This is a genomic window from Pseudomonas sp. GZJR-8, assembly GCF_002916705.1.
Lineage (GTDB): Bacteria > Pseudomonadota > Gammaproteobacteria > Pseudomonadales > Pseudomonadaceae > Aquipseudomonas > Aquipseudomonas synxantha_A.
Genome location: NZ_JXSI01000004.1, coordinates 172,632 through 189,424 on the forward strand (window position 1 = coordinate 172,632; position 16,793 = coordinate 189,424).

A 16,793-nucleotide genomic window follows, 5' to 3' on the forward strand; every position below is an offset into this window, starting at 1 on the left:
AAACAGCTCGCTTCAGACCGCTTCGAGCTTCGCGTAACCCATCATCAGCCACTTGCTGCCTTCGGCGAAGTTCACCTGCACCCGGGCCTGTGCACCGGCGCCTTCGAAATTGAGGATCACACCTTCGCCGAAGATCGCATGTTTGACCTGCTGGCCAAGGCTGAACGGGGTTTCAGGAATCTCGGAACCGGCAAACATAGTGCTGGAGTTCTGCTGCTGGCCGCCCCCGAACGGGCGACTGACGCTGTTGGACAGGCGCACTTCCTGGATCAAGCCTTTCGGCACTTCACGTACGAAACGCGACACCTTGTTGTAGGTCTCGCTGCCATACAGGCGCCGGGTCTCCGCGTAGGTCATCACCAGGTTCTGCATCGCCCGGGTAATGCCCACGTAGGCCAGGCGGCGCTCTTCTTCAAGGCGGCCGGGCTCTTCCAGGCTCATCTTGTGGGGGAACAGGCCTTCTTCCATGCCCACCAGGAACACATAGGGGAATTCCAGGCCCTTGGCGCTGTGCAAGGTCATCAACTGGATGCTGTCTTCATGCTCATCGGCCTGGGTATCGCCGGCTTCCAGTGATGCATGACCCAGGAAGGCGGCGAGCGGCGTCAGCTCTTCATCTTCCTCGGTGTTTTCAAAGGCGCGGGCAGCGCTGACCAGTTCCTCAAGGTTTTCTACCCGGGCCTGGCCTTTCTCGCCTTTTTCCGCCTCGTGGTAGGCGATCAGGCCGGACTGCTCGATCACGGTCTGGGTCATCAGGTGCAGGGGCATTTCTGCGCACTTGGCGGCCAGGTTCTCGATCAGCTCGACAAACACACCCAGCGCCCCGGCCGCACGGCCGGTCAAGCCTTTGTTGGCGATGAGCAAACGCATGGCTTCCCACATCGACACATCGGCATGGCGTGCATGGTCGCGGATCGCTTCAACGGTTTTCTCGCCAATGCCGCGGGCCGGGATATTGATCACCCGCTCCAGCGCCGCGTCGTTACCACGGCCTTCGAGCAAGCGCAGGTAGGCCATGGCGTTCTTGATTTCGGCACGTTCGAAGAAACGCTGGCCGCCGTAGATGCGGTACGGGATACGCTCGCGCAGCAAGGCTTCTTCCAGCACCCGCGATTGGGCGTTGGAGCGGTACAGAATCGCGATATCGCTACGGGCCAGCCCGGTTTTCAGCGCGCTTTCGATGGTTTCCACCACGTAGCGTGCTTCATCGTGTTCGTTGAACGCGGCATACAGGTTGATCGCTTCGCCTTCGCCGCCATCGGTCCACAGCTCTTTGCCCAGGCGCCCGGTGTTGTTGGCGATCAAGGCGTTGGCGGCCTTGAGGATCCCGGCGGTGGAGCGGTAGTTCTGCTCCAGACGGATGGTCACCGCGTCCGGGAAGTCCTCGGAATACTGATAGATATTCTCGATTTTCGCGCCGCGCCAGCCGTAGATCGACTGGTCGTCATCACCCACCACCATGAGGCTGTCGCCGCCCTTGGCCAGCAGGCGCAACCAGGCGTACTGCACGGCGTTGGTGTCCTGGAACTCGTCCACCAGGATGTGGCGGAAGCGCTTCTGGTAATGGGCCAGCAAACCGGGGTTGTCACGCCACAGGTCCAGCGCGCGCAGTAACAGTTCGGAGAAGTCGATCACGCCGGCGCGTACGCAGGCCGCCTCGTAGGCTTCATAAATGCTGCGCATGGTGGCCAGGAACAGGTCGCCGCTGGCCTGGATATGTTGCGGGCGCAGGCCCTCGTCTTTCTGGCCGTTGATAAACCACTGGGCCTGACGCGCCGGCCAGCGTTGTTCATCCAGGCCCAGTTCGCGGATCACCCGTTTGACCAGGCGTTGCTGGTCATCGCTGTCGAGGATCTGGAAGGTCTGGCTCAGCCCCGCTTCCTGCCAATGGGCTCGCAACAGGCGGTGCGCCAGGCCGTGGAAGGTACCCACCCACATGCCGGCCGGGCTGATGCCCATCAACTGCTCGATGCGATGGCGCATCTCGGCAGCGGCCTTGTTGGTGAAGGTCACCGACAGGATGGAATGCGGGGACGCGTTTTCGACCTGGATCAACCAGGCGATACGGTGCACCAGCACTCGGGTTTTACCGGAGCCAGCACCGGCCAGGACCAACTGACGGCCAACGGGGGCCGCTACGGCCTGGCGTTGGGCATCGTTGAGGGAGTTCAGCAAAAGAGAGAGATCATCGCGCATCGACGCATTCTATGGGCCTAAAGGGGCTCGGGCAAATCCCAATGCCCGGTGGTCGACGCAAAACACTTCGCACACCACCCAGCGGGCAAAAATTCTGTCGTGCGGGATGACCGGTTGGTCATGGGCCGCAGCCCGCGCCGCGTCTTGCTCGAGCTGTCTGGGCCAAAGGTTTGCGGCCCATTGCAGGCGGTTTTTTATGACGTGGGGCAGTTTGGCCCAGGCGCTTGCTTGTGTATGCTCCGTCGACGTTTCGGGCTCACCATTATAAGAACATCGCCTATGACCCTTAGCACTGATCTGTTTGGCCCCTCAGTGGCGCCCGCGCAGGTCATCCGCAAACACTATGCAACCCAAATGGCGGTCGAGCGCACACGCCTGCTGTATCAGGGCTCGTTGCTGCCGACGCTGCTGATGCTGGTCAATGGCCTGGTCTGCGCCTGGTTGTTGTGGAATCCCGAGCACTACCTGCTCGACAGTCTCTGGTTGCTCTGGTTACTCGCTCTGGTGGCGATGCGCGTGATCCAGGTGGCGGCTTTTGATTCGGCCATGCCCAGCCGCCAGGCCCAACCGGTGTGGCGGCGTATGTTCATGCTCGGCTCAGCGGTCAGCGGCCTGACCCTGTCCATTGCCGCCATCGCCCTGGTACCCGCCGACAGTTTCATGCATCAGGCCTGGGTGTTCGGCCTGATCGGCGCCGCTACCTTGTCGGCCAGCGTGGCCTATGCCGTGAGCCTTTGGGCCTTCCTGTCATTTGCCTTGCCCTGCCTGTTGCCGGCCATTATTTATCTTTTCTGCAATGGCACCCCACAGCAGCAGGGCTGGGGCGTGCTTGGCCTGATCCTGCTGGCGTCCCTGAGCCTGGTGGCGTGGCAGGTCAACCGCTTGATCCAGCGCGGGCTGTTGCGTCGCTTCCAGAACCAGGCCCTGATCGAGCACCTGCAGCAGGCCCGGCAGCGCAGTGAGCAGCTGAACCTGGAGCTGGTGCGTGAAGTCGAGCAGCGCCGCCAGGTCGAGCAGGACCTGCGCGAAGCCCAAATCGGCCTGCAAGACCGCGTGGCGCAACGCAGCCAGGAACTGGATGCCGCCAGCCTCGCCCTCAATACCAGCGAAGCGCGCCTGGCCATGGCCCTGCAAGCCAGTGAACTGGGCCTGTGGGACTGGAACCTGCAAACCGACGAAGTCCATCACACTCAGCTCAAGGAGCTGTTCGGCCTGGAGCCTGAATACGTCAAGGCGATGCTCAGCCACCTCAAGCCGCGCCTGCACCCCGACGACCTGCCATTGCTCAAGCACGCGCTGGTGGAGCACTTGAAAGGTCGCAGTGAGGATTATCAGGTGGAATACCGGATACGTCATGGCGATGGACATTGGATGTGGATCCAGGACCGTGGGCGCGCGGTAGAACGTGCGCCCAATGGCCGCGTCGTGCGGATGCTCGGCACGCGCCGCGACATCAGTGCCAGCAAGGCGCTGGAAGAACAGCAACGGCTCGCCTCGACGGTGTTCGAGGCGGCCAGCGAAGGCATCGTGATCCTTGATCCCGAGTACGCGCTGATCGCGGTGAACCAAGCGTTCAGCCGTGTCACCGGTTTTGACATCGACGACATGCTTGGTCGCAATGTCGTGGAGCTGCCCAGCAGTCGCGATGCGCGGCGCCACTTCCCGATGATCCGCCAGGCCCTGCTCAGCCATGGCACCTGGCAGGGCGAGCTGGTAGAAACGCGCAAGAACGGCGAGCTCTACCCGCAGTGGCTGCAATTGAATGTGGTGCGCGATGTTCGGGGAAACGTCAGTCATATTGTAGGCTTTTTCGCCGATCTGTCGGCACGGCGCGAATCCGAAGAACGTATGCGCTACCTTACTCACTATGACGAGCTGACCGGCCTGGCCAACCGTTCGCTGTTTCGCGAACGGCTGCACGAAGCCCATCAACGCGTGCGCCAGGGCGGGCGCAGCCTGGCGCTGCTGCATATCAACCTGGACCGCTTCAAGTTGCTCAATGACAGCCTGGGCCATGAAGTGGCCGACCAGTTGTTACAGAAAATGGCCCGGCGTTTGATCAATGCGCTGCCCGAAGCCGACACCATTGCGCGCTTGTCCGGCGATGAGTTCGCGGTGCTGTTCGATGCCTACGGCAATTTGTCGAGCCTGGCGCGCGTGGCGACGCGGCTGTTGGCGAAACTGCGGGTACCGGTAACGGTGGAGGGGCACGAACTGGTGGTCAGTGCTTCTATGGGGGTCAGCTTGCTGCCGGATAATGCGCGGGAGATCTCTGCGTTGGTCAGCCAATCGAATATGGCCATGCAGCACGCCAAGCATCTGGGCGGCAATAATTTCCAGTTTTACACCGACAGTTTGCAAGCCAGCACCCTGGAGCGTCTGCAGTTGGAAAACCACCTGCGCAAAGCGATCGAGGAGCGCCATCTGAGCGTGTTCTACCAGCCGAAGTTGTGCCTGGCGACCGGCAAGCTGAATGCCGCCGAGGCGCTGATTCGCTGGGAGCATCCGCAGTGGGGCATGGTGCCGCCGGGGGACTTTATCGGCCTGGCTGAAGAAACCGGCTTGATCGTGCCGTTGGGAGAGTTCGTGCTGCGCCAGGCGTGCCGGCAAGCTTGCGAGTGGCAGCGCCAGGGGCTGGCGCCGATTCGCGTGTCGGTGAACCTGTCGGTGCATCAGCTGCGTCAGGGCAAGCTGGTCAGCCTGGTGCGTCAGGTTCTGGAAGAGACCGGGCTGGACCCGCAATACCTTGAGTTGGAACTCACCGAAAGCCAGTTGCTCGATAGCGTTGAGCACATCATCGCCACTTTCCAGCAGTTGCGTGACCTGGGGGTGAAGCTGGCCATCGACGATTTTGGCACCGGTTATTCGTCCCTCAGTTACCTCAAGCGTATTCCTGTGGATTACGTGAAGATCGACCAGGCCTTTATCCGTGGTCTCGGTCAGGCGCGTGAGGATGCCGCTATCACGCGGGCGATCATCGCCATGGCCCATGGGCTGGCGCTCAAGGTGGTGGCCGAGGGCGTGGAGGATCAGCAGCAGCTGGATTTTCTGCGCGGTGAACAGTGCGATGAGGTGCAGGGTTATCTGATCAGCCCGCCAATGCACGCCGAAGGGCTGGCGGATTTGTTACGCAAAAATGCAGATTTTTCTTAACGCCGCGTTGGCCGCCTTTATGGCTACATGGCGTCTGCCTGCTGAAACCAGAGGGGAGCAGGGCGATTTAGTGATGCATCGAACGGGCAAAACGACAATTCTTGTAGTATAACTACAAGCTTGCTACATCCCTGGCACCTGCCAATAACAAGAGTCCTGCCCTTTGAACCTGTTGCAACATATCGCCCAGTCGCGCCACCTGTTACGCAAATCGGAACTCAAGGTTGCCGATCATGTGCTGCTTGACCCTGCGGCCGTGATGCACAGTTCCATGGCCGATCTGGCTCACAGCGTGGGTATCAGCGAGCCGACCATCGTGCGCTTCTGCCGCGCCATTGGTTGCTCCGGGTTTCAGGATTTGAAACTCAAGCTGGCGCAAAGCCTGGCGGCCGGCGCAAGCTTCGGCCAGTTTGCCATCCATGAAGACGACTCCGTCGCCGACTACAGCCTGAAAATCTTCGACACCACCCTGCACACCCTGATGGAAGTGCGCGAGAAGCTCGACCCGGTGGAGCTGCAAAAGGCTGTGACCGCGATGTCCCAGGCCCAGCGCGTCGAGTTCTATGGCTTTGGCGCTTCCGGCGCGGTGGCTGCCGATGCCCAGCACAAATTCTTCCGTCTGCTGCTGACGGCCGCGGCCTACAGCGACCCGCACATGCAGGCGATGTCGGCAGTGACGTTGAAGCCCACTGACGTGGCCATCTGTATTTCCCAGTCCGGTCGCTCCAAAGACCTGCTGATCACCGCCAACCTGGTGCGTGAAAGCGGCGCTTCGCTGATCACCCTGTGCCCGAGCCAGACGCCATTGGCGGAGCTGTCCACGGTTAACCTGGCGATCGACGTGCATGAAGACACCGAAATCTACACACCGCTGACCTCGCGTATTGCCCACCTGGTGGTGATCGACGTGTTGGCGATGGGCGTGGCCATGGCTCGCGGCCCGAGTCTGGTCAACCACCTCAAGAGCGTTAAACGCAGTTTGCGCAGCCTGCGTCTGTCACCCAAGTCCGTCAAAGCCCTGGACGACTAAATACCTGCACACAGAACTCAATGTGGGAGGGGGCTTGCTCCCGATAGCAGTAGGTCAGTCAATGAATCTGTGACTGAAACTCCGCTATCGGGAGCAAGCCCCCTCCCACATTAGATTCTCCATGCATCCAGAATCTTCATGAGGCTGTCATCCCCCCGTCATCCGTCGCGCCCATCCTGTACTCCCCCGTACTCGCATTGGGAGACTCCACATGACTCGGCATTACGAAGACAGCAACAGCACCGTCAAGACCCGTCGTCAGCAGGAAGACCAGCGCCGCATGGCGTTCCGTCGCGCCATCGAAGACCGTTGCGAAGAGCGCCAGTTGCTCCAGAGCATCAGTGACTACCCGGAACTCCATTGGCAGGCACCCGTGGCTGCCCAGCGAAACGCTCAGCCAGTGCGCTGATCTGCACCCGTTCGCTGCGGATAAAGCCCAGGAACGCATGGGCCACCGGTGACAGGCGTTTGGCCTTGGCCTGCACCAGGCACCAACTGCGGTACAGCGGCAGTTCTTCCACCGGCAGCTCTTTGAGCCCGCCGGTGGCCAGTTCCAGGTTCAAGGCGTGGCGCGTCAGCAGCGCCACACCCAAACCTGCGACCACGCACTCTCGTTGCGCCTCGGCCGAGGCCACTTCCACGGTCTGTGTGAAGTGCACGCGTTTTTCCTTGAAGTACTCTTCGCACGCCAGCCGCGTGCCGGAACCCGGCTCGCGGATAAGTAGCGTGTAAGGCTCCAGGTCTTGCAGGCGCAGCGGCCCTTGCAGGCTCAACGGATGATCCGGCAGCGCCACCGCGACAATTGGATTATTGAGAAACGGCAGGAATTCCAGGCCCATGTCCTGGGGCACCATGGACATGATCACCAGATCATCGCGGTTATCCGAAAGCCTGCGGATTACCTGGGCACGATTGACCACGGTCAGGTGCAGTTGCACTTCCGGGTGCTGGCGCTTGAAAGCCGCAAACAGGTGCGGCACGAAGTACTTGGCGCTCGATTCCACCGCCAGTTTCAGTTGGCCCTGCAGTGAGCCCTGCATATCCGATAGCTGCATATCGAGGTTTTCCAGGCGCCCGAAAATATCGCGACTGGCCCGTTGCAGGGCTTCGGCGGCCTCGGTCATGTAGAGCTTCTTGCCGACGTAATCGAACAGCGGTTGGCCGATCAGTTCTTCCAGCTGGCGGATTTGCAGGCTGACGGCCGGTTGCGTCAGAGACATTTCCTCGGCGGCACGGCTGTAAGAGCGCAAATCGCACACCTCATGAAAGATCTGAAGTTGTCTTAATGTCAGCCTCATCAATGACTTGCGCATTATTTATCCCCTCTCAACCCCGGCCATACCGTCAACTATAAGTCTTTGCTTATGCATGACCCAATAATTATTGATTTTTGTTAATCCCTTGGCGGGCTTAGTGTGTGTCTCGCGACTGTCATGAAACATTTGGTCACGCGTCGACCCACCTCAAGCGGGTCGAAGAACGCAGCAATCGGCTCAAGGGAATTTCCAAGTGATAAAAAAGATCCTGATCGCCAACCGTGGTGAAATTGCCGTACGAATCGTGCGTGCCTGCGCCGAGATGGGCATTCGCTCGGTCGCGGTTTACTCGGACGCCGACCGCCACGCGTTGCACGTCAAACGTGCCGACGAGGCCCACAGCATTGGTGCCGAGCCCCTGGCCGGCTATCTCAACCCGCGCAAGCTGGTGAACCTGGCGGTGGAAACCGGTTGCGACGCGCTGCATCCCGGCTACGGCTTCTTGTCGGAAAATGCCGAACTGGCGGATATCTGCGCGGAGCGCGGCATCAAGTTCATTGGCCCTTCGGCCGAAGTGATTCGCCGCATGGGCGACAAGACCGAAGCGCGCCGCAGCATGATCAAGGCCGGTGTGCCGGTCACTCCCGGCACCGAAGGCAACGTCGCGGATATCCACGAAGCGCTGACCGAAGGCGACCGCATTGGTTACCCGGTGATGCTCAAGGCCACTTCCGGTGGTGGCGGGCGCGGCATTCGTCGCTGCAACAGCCGTGAAGAACTCGAACAAGCCTTCCCCCGCGTGATCTCCGAGGCCACCAAGGCGTTCGGCTCGGCGGAAGTGTTTCTGGAAAAATGCATCGTCAATCCCAAGCACATCGAAGCGCAGATCCTGGGTGACAGCTTTGGCAACGTGGTGCACCTGTTCGAACGCGATTGCTCGATCCAGCGCCGCAACCAGAAGCTGATCGAAATTGCCCCCAGCCCCCAGCTGACCCCCGAACAGCGCGCCTACATCGGCGACCTGTCGGTGCGCGCAGCCAAGGCTGTGGGTTACGAGAACGCCGGCACCGTGGAGTTCCTGCTCGCCGAAGGCGAGGTGTATTTCATGGAGATGAACACACGGGTGCAGGTGGAACACACCATCACCGAAGAAATCACCGGGATCGACATCGTCCGCGAACAGATCCGCATTGCCTCGGGCTTGCCGCTGTCGGTGAAGCAGGAAGACATTCAGCACCGTGGTTTCGCGTTGCAGTTTCGCATCAACGCCGAAGACCCGAAGAACAACTTCCTGCCCAGCTTCGGCAAGATCACCCGTTACTACGCCCCCGGCGGCCCCGGTGTGCGTACCGATACAGCGATCTACACCGGCTACACCATCCCACCGTTCTACGACTCCATGTGCCTGAAACTGGTGGTGTGGGCGCTGACCTGGGAAGAAGCCATGGACCGCGGCCTGCGTGCCCTGGACGACATGCGCCTGCAAGGCGTGAAGACCACTGCCGCCTACTACCAGGAAATCCTGCGCAACCCGGAATTCCGCAGCGGCCAGTTCAACACCAGTTTCGTGGAAAGCCACCCTGAGCTGACCAACTACTCGATCAAGCGCAAACCCGAAGAGCTGGCCCTGGCCATCGCCGCCGCCATCGCCGCCCACGCAGGCCTGTGAGGAATATAAGAATGAGCAAGAAGATTTTCGTAACCGACACTATCCTGCGCGACGCCCATCAATCGTTGCTGGCCACTCGTATGCGCACCGACGACATGCTGCCGATCTGCGACAAGCTCGACAAAGTCGGCTACTGGTCCCTGGAAGTCTGGGGTGGCGCAACGTTCGACGCCTGCGTGCGCTTTTTGAAAGAAGACCCGTGGGAGCGCCTGCGCAAACTGCGCGCCGCGCTGCCTAACACACGCCTGCAAATGCTGCTGCGTGGCCAAAACCTGCTGGGCTACCGCCATTACAGCGATGACGTGGTCAGGGCCTTCGTGGCCAAGGCCGCCGTCAACGGTATCGACGTGTTCCGTATCTTTGATGCGATGAACGACGTGCGTAACCTGCGCGTGGCCATCGAAGCCGTCAAAGCGGCCGGTAAACATGCCCAGGGCACCATTGCCTACACCACCAGCCCCGTGCACACCGTCGATGCGTTCGTGGCCCAGGCCAAGCAGTTGGAATCCATGGGTTGCGACTCCATCGCGATCAAGGACATGGCCGGCCTGCTGACCCCGTATGCCACTGGCGAACTGGTCAAGGCGCTCAAAGCCGAGCAGAACCTGCCAATCTTTATCCACTCCCACGACACCGCGGGCCTGGCTGCGATGTGCCAACTCAAGGCTATCGAAAACGGCGCCGACCATATCGACACCGCCATCTCCAGCTTCGCCTGGGGCACCAGCCACCCGGGCACCGAGTCGATGGTCGCCGCCCTTAAAGGCAGCGAGTTCGACACCGGCCTGGACCTGGAGCTGCTGCAGGAAATTGGCCTGTACTTCTACGCGGTACGCAAGAAGTACCACCAGTTTGAAAGCGAGTTCACGGCGGTCGACACCCGTGTGCAGGTCAACCAGGTACCGGGCGGGATGATTTCCAACCTGGCCAACCAGTTGAAAGAGCAGGGCGCTCTCAATCGCATGAGCGAAGTACTCGCCGAAATCCCGCGTGTACGTGAAGATCTCGGCTTCCCGCCGCTGGTGACCCCGACGTCGCAGATCGTCGGCACCCAGGCGTTCTTCAACGTGCTGGCCGGTGAGCGCTACAAGACCATCACCAACGAAGTGAAGCTCTACCTGCAAGGCGGCTACGGCAAGGCCCCGGGCACTGTGAACGAAAAGCTGCGCCGTCAGGCCATCGGCAGCGAAGAGGTCATCGACGTTCGCCCGGCTGATTTGCTCAAGCCGGAAATGACCAAGCTGCGCGGTGAAATCGGCGCGTTGGCCAAGTCCGAAGAAGACGTGCTGACCTACGCCATGTTCCCGGATATCGGGCGCAAATTCCTTGAAGAACGCGACGCAGGCACCCTGGCCCCTGAAGTCCTGCTGCCGATTCCGGAGGCAGGCGGTGTGGCCCGTGCCGGTGGTGAAGGCGTGCCGACCGAATTCGTCATCGACGTGCACGGCGAAAGCTACCGTGTAGACATCACCGGTGTCGGCGTGAAGGCTGAAGGCAAACGCCACTTCTACCTGTCCATCGACGGTATGCCGGAAGAAGTGGTGTTCGAGCCGCTCAACGAGTTCGTCAGCAGCGGCGGCAGCAAGCGCAAGCACGCCACCGAACCCGGCCATGTCAGCACGGCGATGCCGGGCAATATCGTCGACGTGCTGGTCAAGGAAGGCGATGTGGTCAAGGCCGGCCAGGCTGTATTGATTACCGAAGCCATGAAGATGGAAACCGAAGTGCAGGCCGCGATTGCCGGCAAGGTGACCGCTGTTCATGTGGCCAAGGGCGACCGGGTCAACCCGGGTGAGATCCTGATTGAGATCGAAGGCTGATAACAGCCTTCGACACTACCGCTTAATCCTCGGGGGGGCAGGTGCCCTCCTTTTTTTTGCCTGAAACTCAGGCCTCTGTAGAGGGTTTGCGCCTGAAACTGACAAAGACCCCGCTGGGTGTGTAGATCAGCCTCGGCGTCAAGGTTTTAAGGTTGCTGGTGATCCTGTTGAAGCGTCCCTCAATCTGAGCAGCGTCGATAACACGTAACTGGCGGGTAAGCAGTTCGTCGTTTTCGTGTTCGACCTGGATATTCAGTGTTGTGGCCTTGAGGCGGGCGCTGTTGCCGACTTTCAAGGTGCTGTGCGCTTCACCCATGCCGAGGGTGAAGGCCAGGGTCGACCCGTTTGCCAGGTCAAGGTCGTGCTTGATTCGCGTCTGGCTTTTCAGCGCAGGGTCCAGCAGCAGCGTGCCGGCAACGTCAAGATTGGTTACCGTGCCTGCGGTGTAGGTTGCGCCTGCATCAATCGTCATTGTGCCCCCGATGTAACTCTGGTTGATCAGCGTTGCCCCGCGAGAGACTCGGCCTTGCTGATTGGCGTCCAGCGCACCGTCGAGGGTCCAGGCACCGCTGCCTATCCACAGGTGCTGGATACGAAGGGCGCCGTTGAAAGTGCCACCTTGGACATCGTCCAGCACGACGTGATTGGTGCCACTGCCACCGTCTACTTTGCCGTTGAATTGAGCGTTACCGCGCACAGTCAACACATCATCGCCACCCCCCATATCCAGGGCGATGCCTTTGGTGCCGCTTATCAGCCCATCGTTGGTGACTTGGTCATTGTGTTCTCCGATCAGCCTCACGCCGTAGCCGTTGCGACCGGTGATGATGCCCTCGTTGATCAGCGAGGTGCTCCCATAGGCCGGGCCCAAGTCCCCATCGTCCACCAGCACCCCATGATGTGCGCCGCGAATAACTCCACGGTTATAGATTTCGCCGCCGCCCATGGCGATGCCTTCGCTGGTGTTGGGGGCTCCGTTCTTGTCCGCGCCATTGGCCCCGGTGCCTTCAATGAGCCCGTAGTTGTGCACGCGTGCGCGTTTGTCGATGTCCAGGCCATCACCGTCGCCATCATTCTCTTTGGATCGCTGGGCATCCGAGCCCCTGATGATGCGGTAGTTGACGACGTCTGCATTGCCCTTGGATTTCAGACCGGCCCCTTTATGGCCGATGATTACGCCGTGATTGATCAGCGTCACATCGTCGGTGGCTTTGATGCCGTTGCTGCCACCCGCTATCGCTCCGTGGTTGACGATTATGCTTGCTGCGCTGTTCGCGCTTATGCCGCTATACGACTCCTTGAAGCGCGTGGAAGGCCCGGTGGATATGTGCCCGTAGTTGGTAAAATGACCGCCGGTGGCGAGTTCGATAGCGTTACTTTTTTCAGCATAAACAGGGGCTGCTGCCGAACAGCCAGGCAGGGGGATATAGGCCGCAAGCTGGTGGGGTACTCGTAACATTGGGTTTCGACCTCAAGTGTGCTTGAGGTCGAAAACTAACGCAGGTAACAGCCGACAGATGTCGGCTGGCAGAGCAGATGATTGTAAGAAGGCTCGCTGTCGGGATGTCGTCTGACGATGCTCGGTTAAAAGCTCATCGTCCATTGCCCCTTCAAACCCTGGTTGCGGCTATGGGTGCCAGCTTGGCCGCTGTAGGCCAGGCCCAGGGTGTGTTGCTTGGATAACGCAAGATCAACGCCCAAGTTTACGTCGAGGCTATTGCGGTCCAGGGACGTGCCGGTAATGGTGAAGCCATCAAGCGCAACGGGCGCATTGCGATAGGTTTGGTGCACCTGGCTGTCAACCGCGCCGTAGAGGTGTTTCCAGCCGGCGCTGAGGTGAGGCGTGAGGCTGACCTGATCATCGAACCTGTAAACCGTCGCCAAGCGCAGGCCAACGGTGCTGTTAAGGTTCTGCTGGGTCTGCGCGCCGACGTTCAGCGCGGTCAGGCCGCCACTTTCCTTGAAACTGTCGCGGTGATGACGCTGGTAGCCGAGGCCAGCGAAAGGCTCGATGTGGAGGTCCTGGCTGCCCAATTGATAGCCCAGCTCAGAGAACAGCGTTTGGCTTTGAGCATCGTAACGAGACTTGAGCGAGTCCTTGTAAACGAGCAGGTTGACGTCGCGCCGGTTGGTCCCGGCATGGCTGCTGTAAATCGCCCCCAGGCGCAGGGCCAGCGGGCCGTCCTGACGCACCGCGTATGCGCCTAGGTGCAAGCTGTCCAGTTCGGTAGAGAAGCGTTGCGCCTTTAGGTCACTGGCCGATTTTGCCCCCATAACACCCACACGCCAGGCGTTATCCACTGCCCAGTCGGCGCCCAGCATCAGACCCTTGCTATCGTGCTTCAGTCCGGCGCTGCCGCTTCGTTGGTCGAGGTGGCCGCCGTTACTCACCCCTTGTACCCAGAAACGACCGTTGTCATCGTCGGGCAGGTTGCGCAGGGACGAGAGCAATTGGCTGCTGATGTGGCTGGTGACGGCGTGCGTGGCGCTGAGCAGGTTCGCGTTTTGGCTACCGGCCAATTGCTCCAGGGCTGCGCCGATGCCGCCGGGCTGTGCGGCGAGTGCGTCATTTACCTTTTGCAGCTCCTTGAGCTTCTCCGAGGTCAATTCGCCGGACTTGAGCAGTTCAAGCAGTGCGGGCTCCAGCACCTTGGCCACTTGCACGCCATTGTAGGTGGAGGCTTGGCCAATGAAGTAGCCGGGGTAGGGCCCAGGGATTGGCGGCGTATCGACTTCAGGTTTGAAGGCCCCCTCAGCGTCGAGCGAATCATAGGGTTGGTGAGGCCTGTATTCAATATCGCCTCGTGCGTGCGCAGGTTGCACACTGAGGGCAATTACAAGACTGATAAATGCTGCGATTCTTTGCGGTGTAAAGGGCATGAATTACCGACCTCTGATGAATGAGGCCGGGAATGTAGCGGGGGCACAGGCGGATAACTGTCAGGCCATTGACCGCTGGTTTGCGGGAGTTGTCTTTAGTCAGGTGCGATAAAAAGCCCATCTGCGTTTGGCCGACCAAGGCGCTATACAACGGGTGCTGCGCTTTAACTGCGGTGCATATACCCCTTGCCGAAATGCCGCTCCATGCGCGCCTGGATCAGCTCCAGTCCCAGTGACAGTACCCAATAAATGATTGCCGCCGTGGTGAGCATCTCGATGTAGCGGTAGCTGGAGCGGCCATAGGACTGTGCCAGGAACATCACTTCCCATACCCCCATCACCGAGACCAGCGACGAGTCCTTGAGCATCGAGATGAATTGGTTGGTGGCCGGGGGGATGATGGTGCGCATGGCCTGGGGCAGGGTGACGTGCCAGAAAATTTCCCTGTCACGCATACCCAAGGCCAGCGCGGCCTCGCGTTGACCATGGGGCACGCCGAGGATGCCGGCGCGGAAAATCTCGCTCAGGTAGGCACCATAGTTCAGCGACAACGCGATGATCCCGGCGACGATGGCGCCCGGCACCAGGCCCAGTTGCGGCAGGCCCAGGTAAATCAGCAGGATCTGGATCAGCAGCGGCGTGCCACGAAAGAACGAGGCGTAGAAACTGGCAATGCCAAACGCCACCGCGCTTTTCGACAGGCGCCCCAGCGCGGTGATAAAGCCCAGCACCGATGACGCAAGCATGGCGCACAGGCACAGGAATAGCGTCAGCGCCGCACCTTGCAGAAAACCGTTGGGCGCCAGGTGCAGGCCGACCAGGTTGGGCAGCTTGTCGAGAATGATCGAGAACTTCAGGTCAAAGCTCAGGAAGAAACTGGCAAACAGGGCGAACAGCGCCGCCCAGGTCAGGTAAAGCCGTATGCGAAAACTCATTGGCTGATGTCGGTGCCGATCCATTTTTGCGACAGCTTGCTCAAGGTGCCGTCCTGTTTAAGCTGGGCGAAGACCTCACGCACTTTGCTGTCCCACTGCGCGTCGCCTTTCTCGATGGCTACCGAGTTGGGCTCCGAATACAGCGGTGCGCCGGCCAGCTTGAAGCGCTTGTCCTGGGTCAGGCGCGGCTGCGCGGTAACCAGGTTGGTGAGGATTGCGTCCAGACGCACGCCGGCGCCCAGGCCCAGGTCCTGGAACGCCACATTGTCGGTATCGTACGGGGCGATCTGCACCTCTTCGAACGGGTACTGCAGCTGCGTGTCTTCGGCGCCTTCGATGACCAGGTTCTTGTTCAGGTAACTCTCGTAGCTGGAGGCACTGGTGAGCCCGACTTTCTTGCCGCTCAGGTCCTTGGCTTCGTGGATGCGATCATCCTTGGCGTTGACCACGATCACCGCGGGCGAGGCGTAATACTCAACCGGGAAGTCGAACACCTCGGCGCGTGCCTTACTCGGGGTCATGGAGCAGATGCAAATGTCATAGCGCCCGCTCCAGCGGCCAGCGGCAATGACGTCCCATGAAGGCGTTTCCAGGCGCAGCTTCACGCCAAGCTTTTGCGCCACGGCCTTGGCCACATCCACATCGAAACCGTCGAGCTGGTTCTGCTCGTTGAGGAATGAAAACGGCGGGTAGCTTTCCATCAGCACGCCGACCAGTTCCTTCTTCTGCTCGATACGATCCAGCGTGGCACCGCCAAAGGCTTGGGTGGAAGCAGCCAACATCGTCAGGCCCAGGGCCAACAGCGGTCTGAATTTCAAAATCGAACACCTGAATAAAAAAGAGGTTGTTATTAACCGAACGGTACGCATTAAATAGTTATAAGAACGACTCTCATAGTGAGTTATTTTCATAAGCATATGAGTAAAAAGCATATGGGCGCAGCACGCACAGTAATTCTCGATGGTGGCATGGGCCGTGAACTGCAACGCCGTGGCGCGCCGTTCCGCCAGCCGGAGTGGTCGGCATTGGCCTTGAGCGAAGCGCCGCAGGCGGTGGAGGCGGTACACGCGGCCTATATCGACAGCGGTGCCGACGTGATTACCAGCAACAGCTACGCGGTGGTGCCCTTTCATATTGGTGAGGCGCGCTTTGCCGCCGAAGGCCAGGCGCTGGCCGCATTGGCCGGTGAGTTGGCGCGACGGGCGGTGCAGGCGTCCGGCAAGGCGGTGCGTGTCGCTGGCTCCTTGCCGCCGCTGTTTGGCTCGTACCGGCCCGACTTGTTCCTGCCGGAGCGGGTCAGCGAGTTGCTGACACCGCTGGTGCTGGGCCTGGCGCCTCACGTCGACCTGTGGCTGGCGGAAACCCAGAGCTCAATCGTTGAAGCGCGAGCGATTCATGCCGGCCTGCCGCAGGACGGTAAACCGTTCTGGCTGTCGTTCACCTTGAAAGACGAAGACACCGACGACGTACCGCGCCTGCGCTCCGGCGAACCGGTAGCGGAAGCGGCCGAGGCGGCGGCGCAGTTGGGTGTGCAGGTGTTGTTGTTCAACTGCAGCCAGCCGGAAGTGATCGGCGCGGCGATCGATGCCGCGCGGGAGACCTTCGAGCGATTGGGCGTAGCGATTCAGATCGGTGCCTACGCCAACGCCTTCCCGCCGCAACCCAAGGAAGCCACGGCCAACGATGGCCTGGACCCGTTGCGCGACGACCTCGACCCGCCGGGTTACCTGCATTGGGCTGCTGATTGGCAGGCGCGTGGCGCCAGCCACTTGGGTGGCTGCTGTGGTATCGGGCCGGAGCATATTGCGGTGCTGGCCGAGCACCTGACCGACTGATTCACCGCCCCTCCTACAT

General features: G+C 60.5%; 12 protein-coding genes. 6 read left to right on the forward strand and 6 right to left on the reverse strand.

The features are described from left to right. Nucleotides 1-12 precede the first annotated feature (12 nt). Nucleotides 13-2,196, reverse strand: a complete 2,184-nt coding sequence (uvrD, locus tag TK42_RS09885) for a DNA helicase II (RefSeq protein ID WP_032878654.1) — start codon at nt 2,194-2,196, stop codon at nt 13-15. Between the two features lie 279 nt (nt 2,197-2,475). On the opposite strand from uvrD, the gene TK42_RS09890 reads away from it, so the two are divergent. The 3 genes from TK42_RS09890 to TK42_RS09900 all read left to right on the forward strand — a co-directional run bounded on the left by TK42_RS09890 (nt 2,476) and on the right by TK42_RS09900 (nt 6,788). Next, a complete protein-coding gene (locus TK42_RS09890) occupies nt 2,476-5,349 on the forward strand; it encodes an EAL domain-containing protein (protein ID WP_032878655.1) in 2,874 nt (957 codons plus the stop codon). Between the two features lie 163 nt (nt 5,350-5,512). Next, complete coding sequence (gene hexR, locus TK42_RS09895) at nt 5,513-6,379, forward strand: transcriptional regulator HexR (RefSeq protein WP_003177007.1); 867 nt, start codon at nt 5,513-5,515, stop codon at nt 6,377-6,379. A gap of 211 nt (nt 6,380-6,590) precedes the next feature. Next, on the forward strand, nt 6,591-6,788 hold the full coding sequence (locus tag TK42_RS09900) for a PA3496 family putative envelope integrity protein (protein ID WP_078822668.1): 198 nt from the start codon (nt 6,591-6,593) through the stop codon (nt 6,786-6,788). Here the strand turns inward: TK42_RS09900 and TK42_RS09905 are convergent. Next, nucleotides 6,718-7,692, reverse strand: a complete 975-nt coding sequence (locus TK42_RS09905; RefSeq protein ID WP_032878656.1) for a LysR family transcriptional regulator — start codon at nt 7,690-7,692, stop codon at nt 6,718-6,720. The two genes, TK42_RS09900 and TK42_RS09905, sit on opposite strands and share 71 nt — an antisense overlap. 196 nt (nt 7,693-7,888) lie before the next feature. Here TK42_RS09905 and TK42_RS09910 point away from each other — a divergent pair, with 196 nt between their 5' ends. Together TK42_RS09910 and oadA are read left to right on the forward strand one after the other, a co-directional pair. Further along, entirely contained in the window at nt 7,889-9,304 is a 1,416-nt protein-coding gene (locus tag TK42_RS09910) for an acetyl-CoA carboxylase biotin carboxylase subunit (RefSeq protein ID WP_003195732.1), read from the forward strand. A gap of 11 nt (nt 9,305-9,315) precedes the next feature. Then, nucleotides 9,316-11,124 (forward strand): sodium-extruding oxaloacetate decarboxylase subunit alpha, encoded by a 1,809-nt coding sequence (gene oadA / locus TK42_RS09915; protein WP_103734120.1) that lies wholly within the window; start codon nt 9,316-9,318, stop codon nt 11,122-11,124. Nucleotides 11,125-11,191: 67 nt separating this feature from the next. Here oadA and TK42_RS09920 read toward each other — a convergent pair whose 3' ends face one another. The 4 genes from TK42_RS09920 to TK42_RS09935 form a co-directional block, all read right to left on the reverse strand. Continuing rightward, nucleotides 11,192-12,583: a hypothetical protein gene (locus TK42_RS09920; RefSeq protein ID WP_103734121.1), complete on the reverse strand. Its 1,392-nt coding sequence runs from the start codon at nt 12,581-12,583 to the stop codon at nt 11,192-11,194. A 125-nt stretch (nt 12,584-12,708) separates the two neighbouring features. Further along, complete coding sequence (locus TK42_RS09925; RefSeq protein ID WP_032878658.1) at nt 12,709-14,004, reverse strand: autotransporter domain-containing protein; 1,296 nt, start codon at nt 14,002-14,004, stop codon at nt 12,709-12,711. A 164-nt stretch (nt 14,005-14,168) separates the two neighbouring features. Beyond that, complete coding sequence (locus TK42_RS09930) at nt 14,169-14,939, reverse strand: amino acid ABC transporter permease (RefSeq protein ID WP_032878659.1); 771 nt, start codon at nt 14,937-14,939, stop codon at nt 14,169-14,171. Further along, nucleotides 14,936-15,757, reverse strand: a complete 822-nt coding sequence (locus TK42_RS09935) for an ABC transporter substrate-binding protein (protein WP_103734122.1) — start codon at nt 15,755-15,757, stop codon at nt 14,936-14,938. Before TK42_RS09935 ends, TK42_RS09930 begins: the two co-directional genes overlap by 4 nt. A gap of 114 nt (nt 15,758-15,871) precedes the next feature. On the opposite strand from TK42_RS09935, the gene TK42_RS09940 reads away from it, so the two are divergent. Beyond that, nucleotides 15,872-16,774: a homocysteine S-methyltransferase family protein gene (locus TK42_RS09940; protein WP_103734123.1), complete on the forward strand. Its 903-nt coding sequence runs from the start codon at nt 15,872-15,874 to the stop codon at nt 16,772-16,774. Nucleotides 16,775-16,793: the final 19 nt, after the last annotated feature.

What these genes read in the sequence shown, in the direction of transcription:
- TK42_RS09920 (WP_103734121.1), bottom strand. Translation starts at nt 12,583, where the DNA reads ATGTTACGAGTACCCCACCAGCTTGCGGCCTATATCCCCCTGCCTGGC.
- TK42_RS09905 (WP_032878656.1), bottom strand. Translation starts at nt 7,692, where the DNA reads ATGCGCAAGTCATTGATGAGGCTGACATTAAGACAACTTCAGATCTTT.
- TK42_RS09900 (WP_078822668.1), top strand. Translation starts at nt 6,591, where the DNA reads ATGACTCGGCATTACGAAGACAGCAACAGCACCGTCAAGACCCGTCGT.
- TK42_RS09925 (WP_032878658.1), bottom strand. Translation starts at nt 14,004, where the DNA reads ATGCCCTTTACACCGCAAAGAATCGCAGCATTTATCAGTCTTGTAATT.
- TK42_RS09930 (WP_032878659.1), bottom strand. Translation starts at nt 14,939, where the DNA reads ATGAGTTTTCGCATACGGCTTTACCTGACCTGGGCGGCGCTGTTCGCC.
- TK42_RS09890 (WP_032878655.1), top strand. Translation starts at nt 2,476, where the DNA reads ATGACCCTTAGCACTGATCTGTTTGGCCCCTCAGTGGCGCCCGCGCAG.
- oadA (WP_103734120.1), top strand. Translation starts at nt 9,316, where the DNA reads ATGAGCAAGAAGATTTTCGTAACCGACACTATCCTGCGCGACGCCCAT.
- uvrD (WP_032878654.1), bottom strand. Translation starts at nt 2,196, where the DNA reads ATGCGCGATGATCTCTCTCTTTTGCTGAACTCCCTCAACGATGCCCAA.
- TK42_RS09940 (WP_103734123.1), top strand. Translation starts at nt 15,872, where the DNA reads ATGGGCGCAGCACGCACAGTAATTCTCGATGGTGGCATGGGCCGTGAA.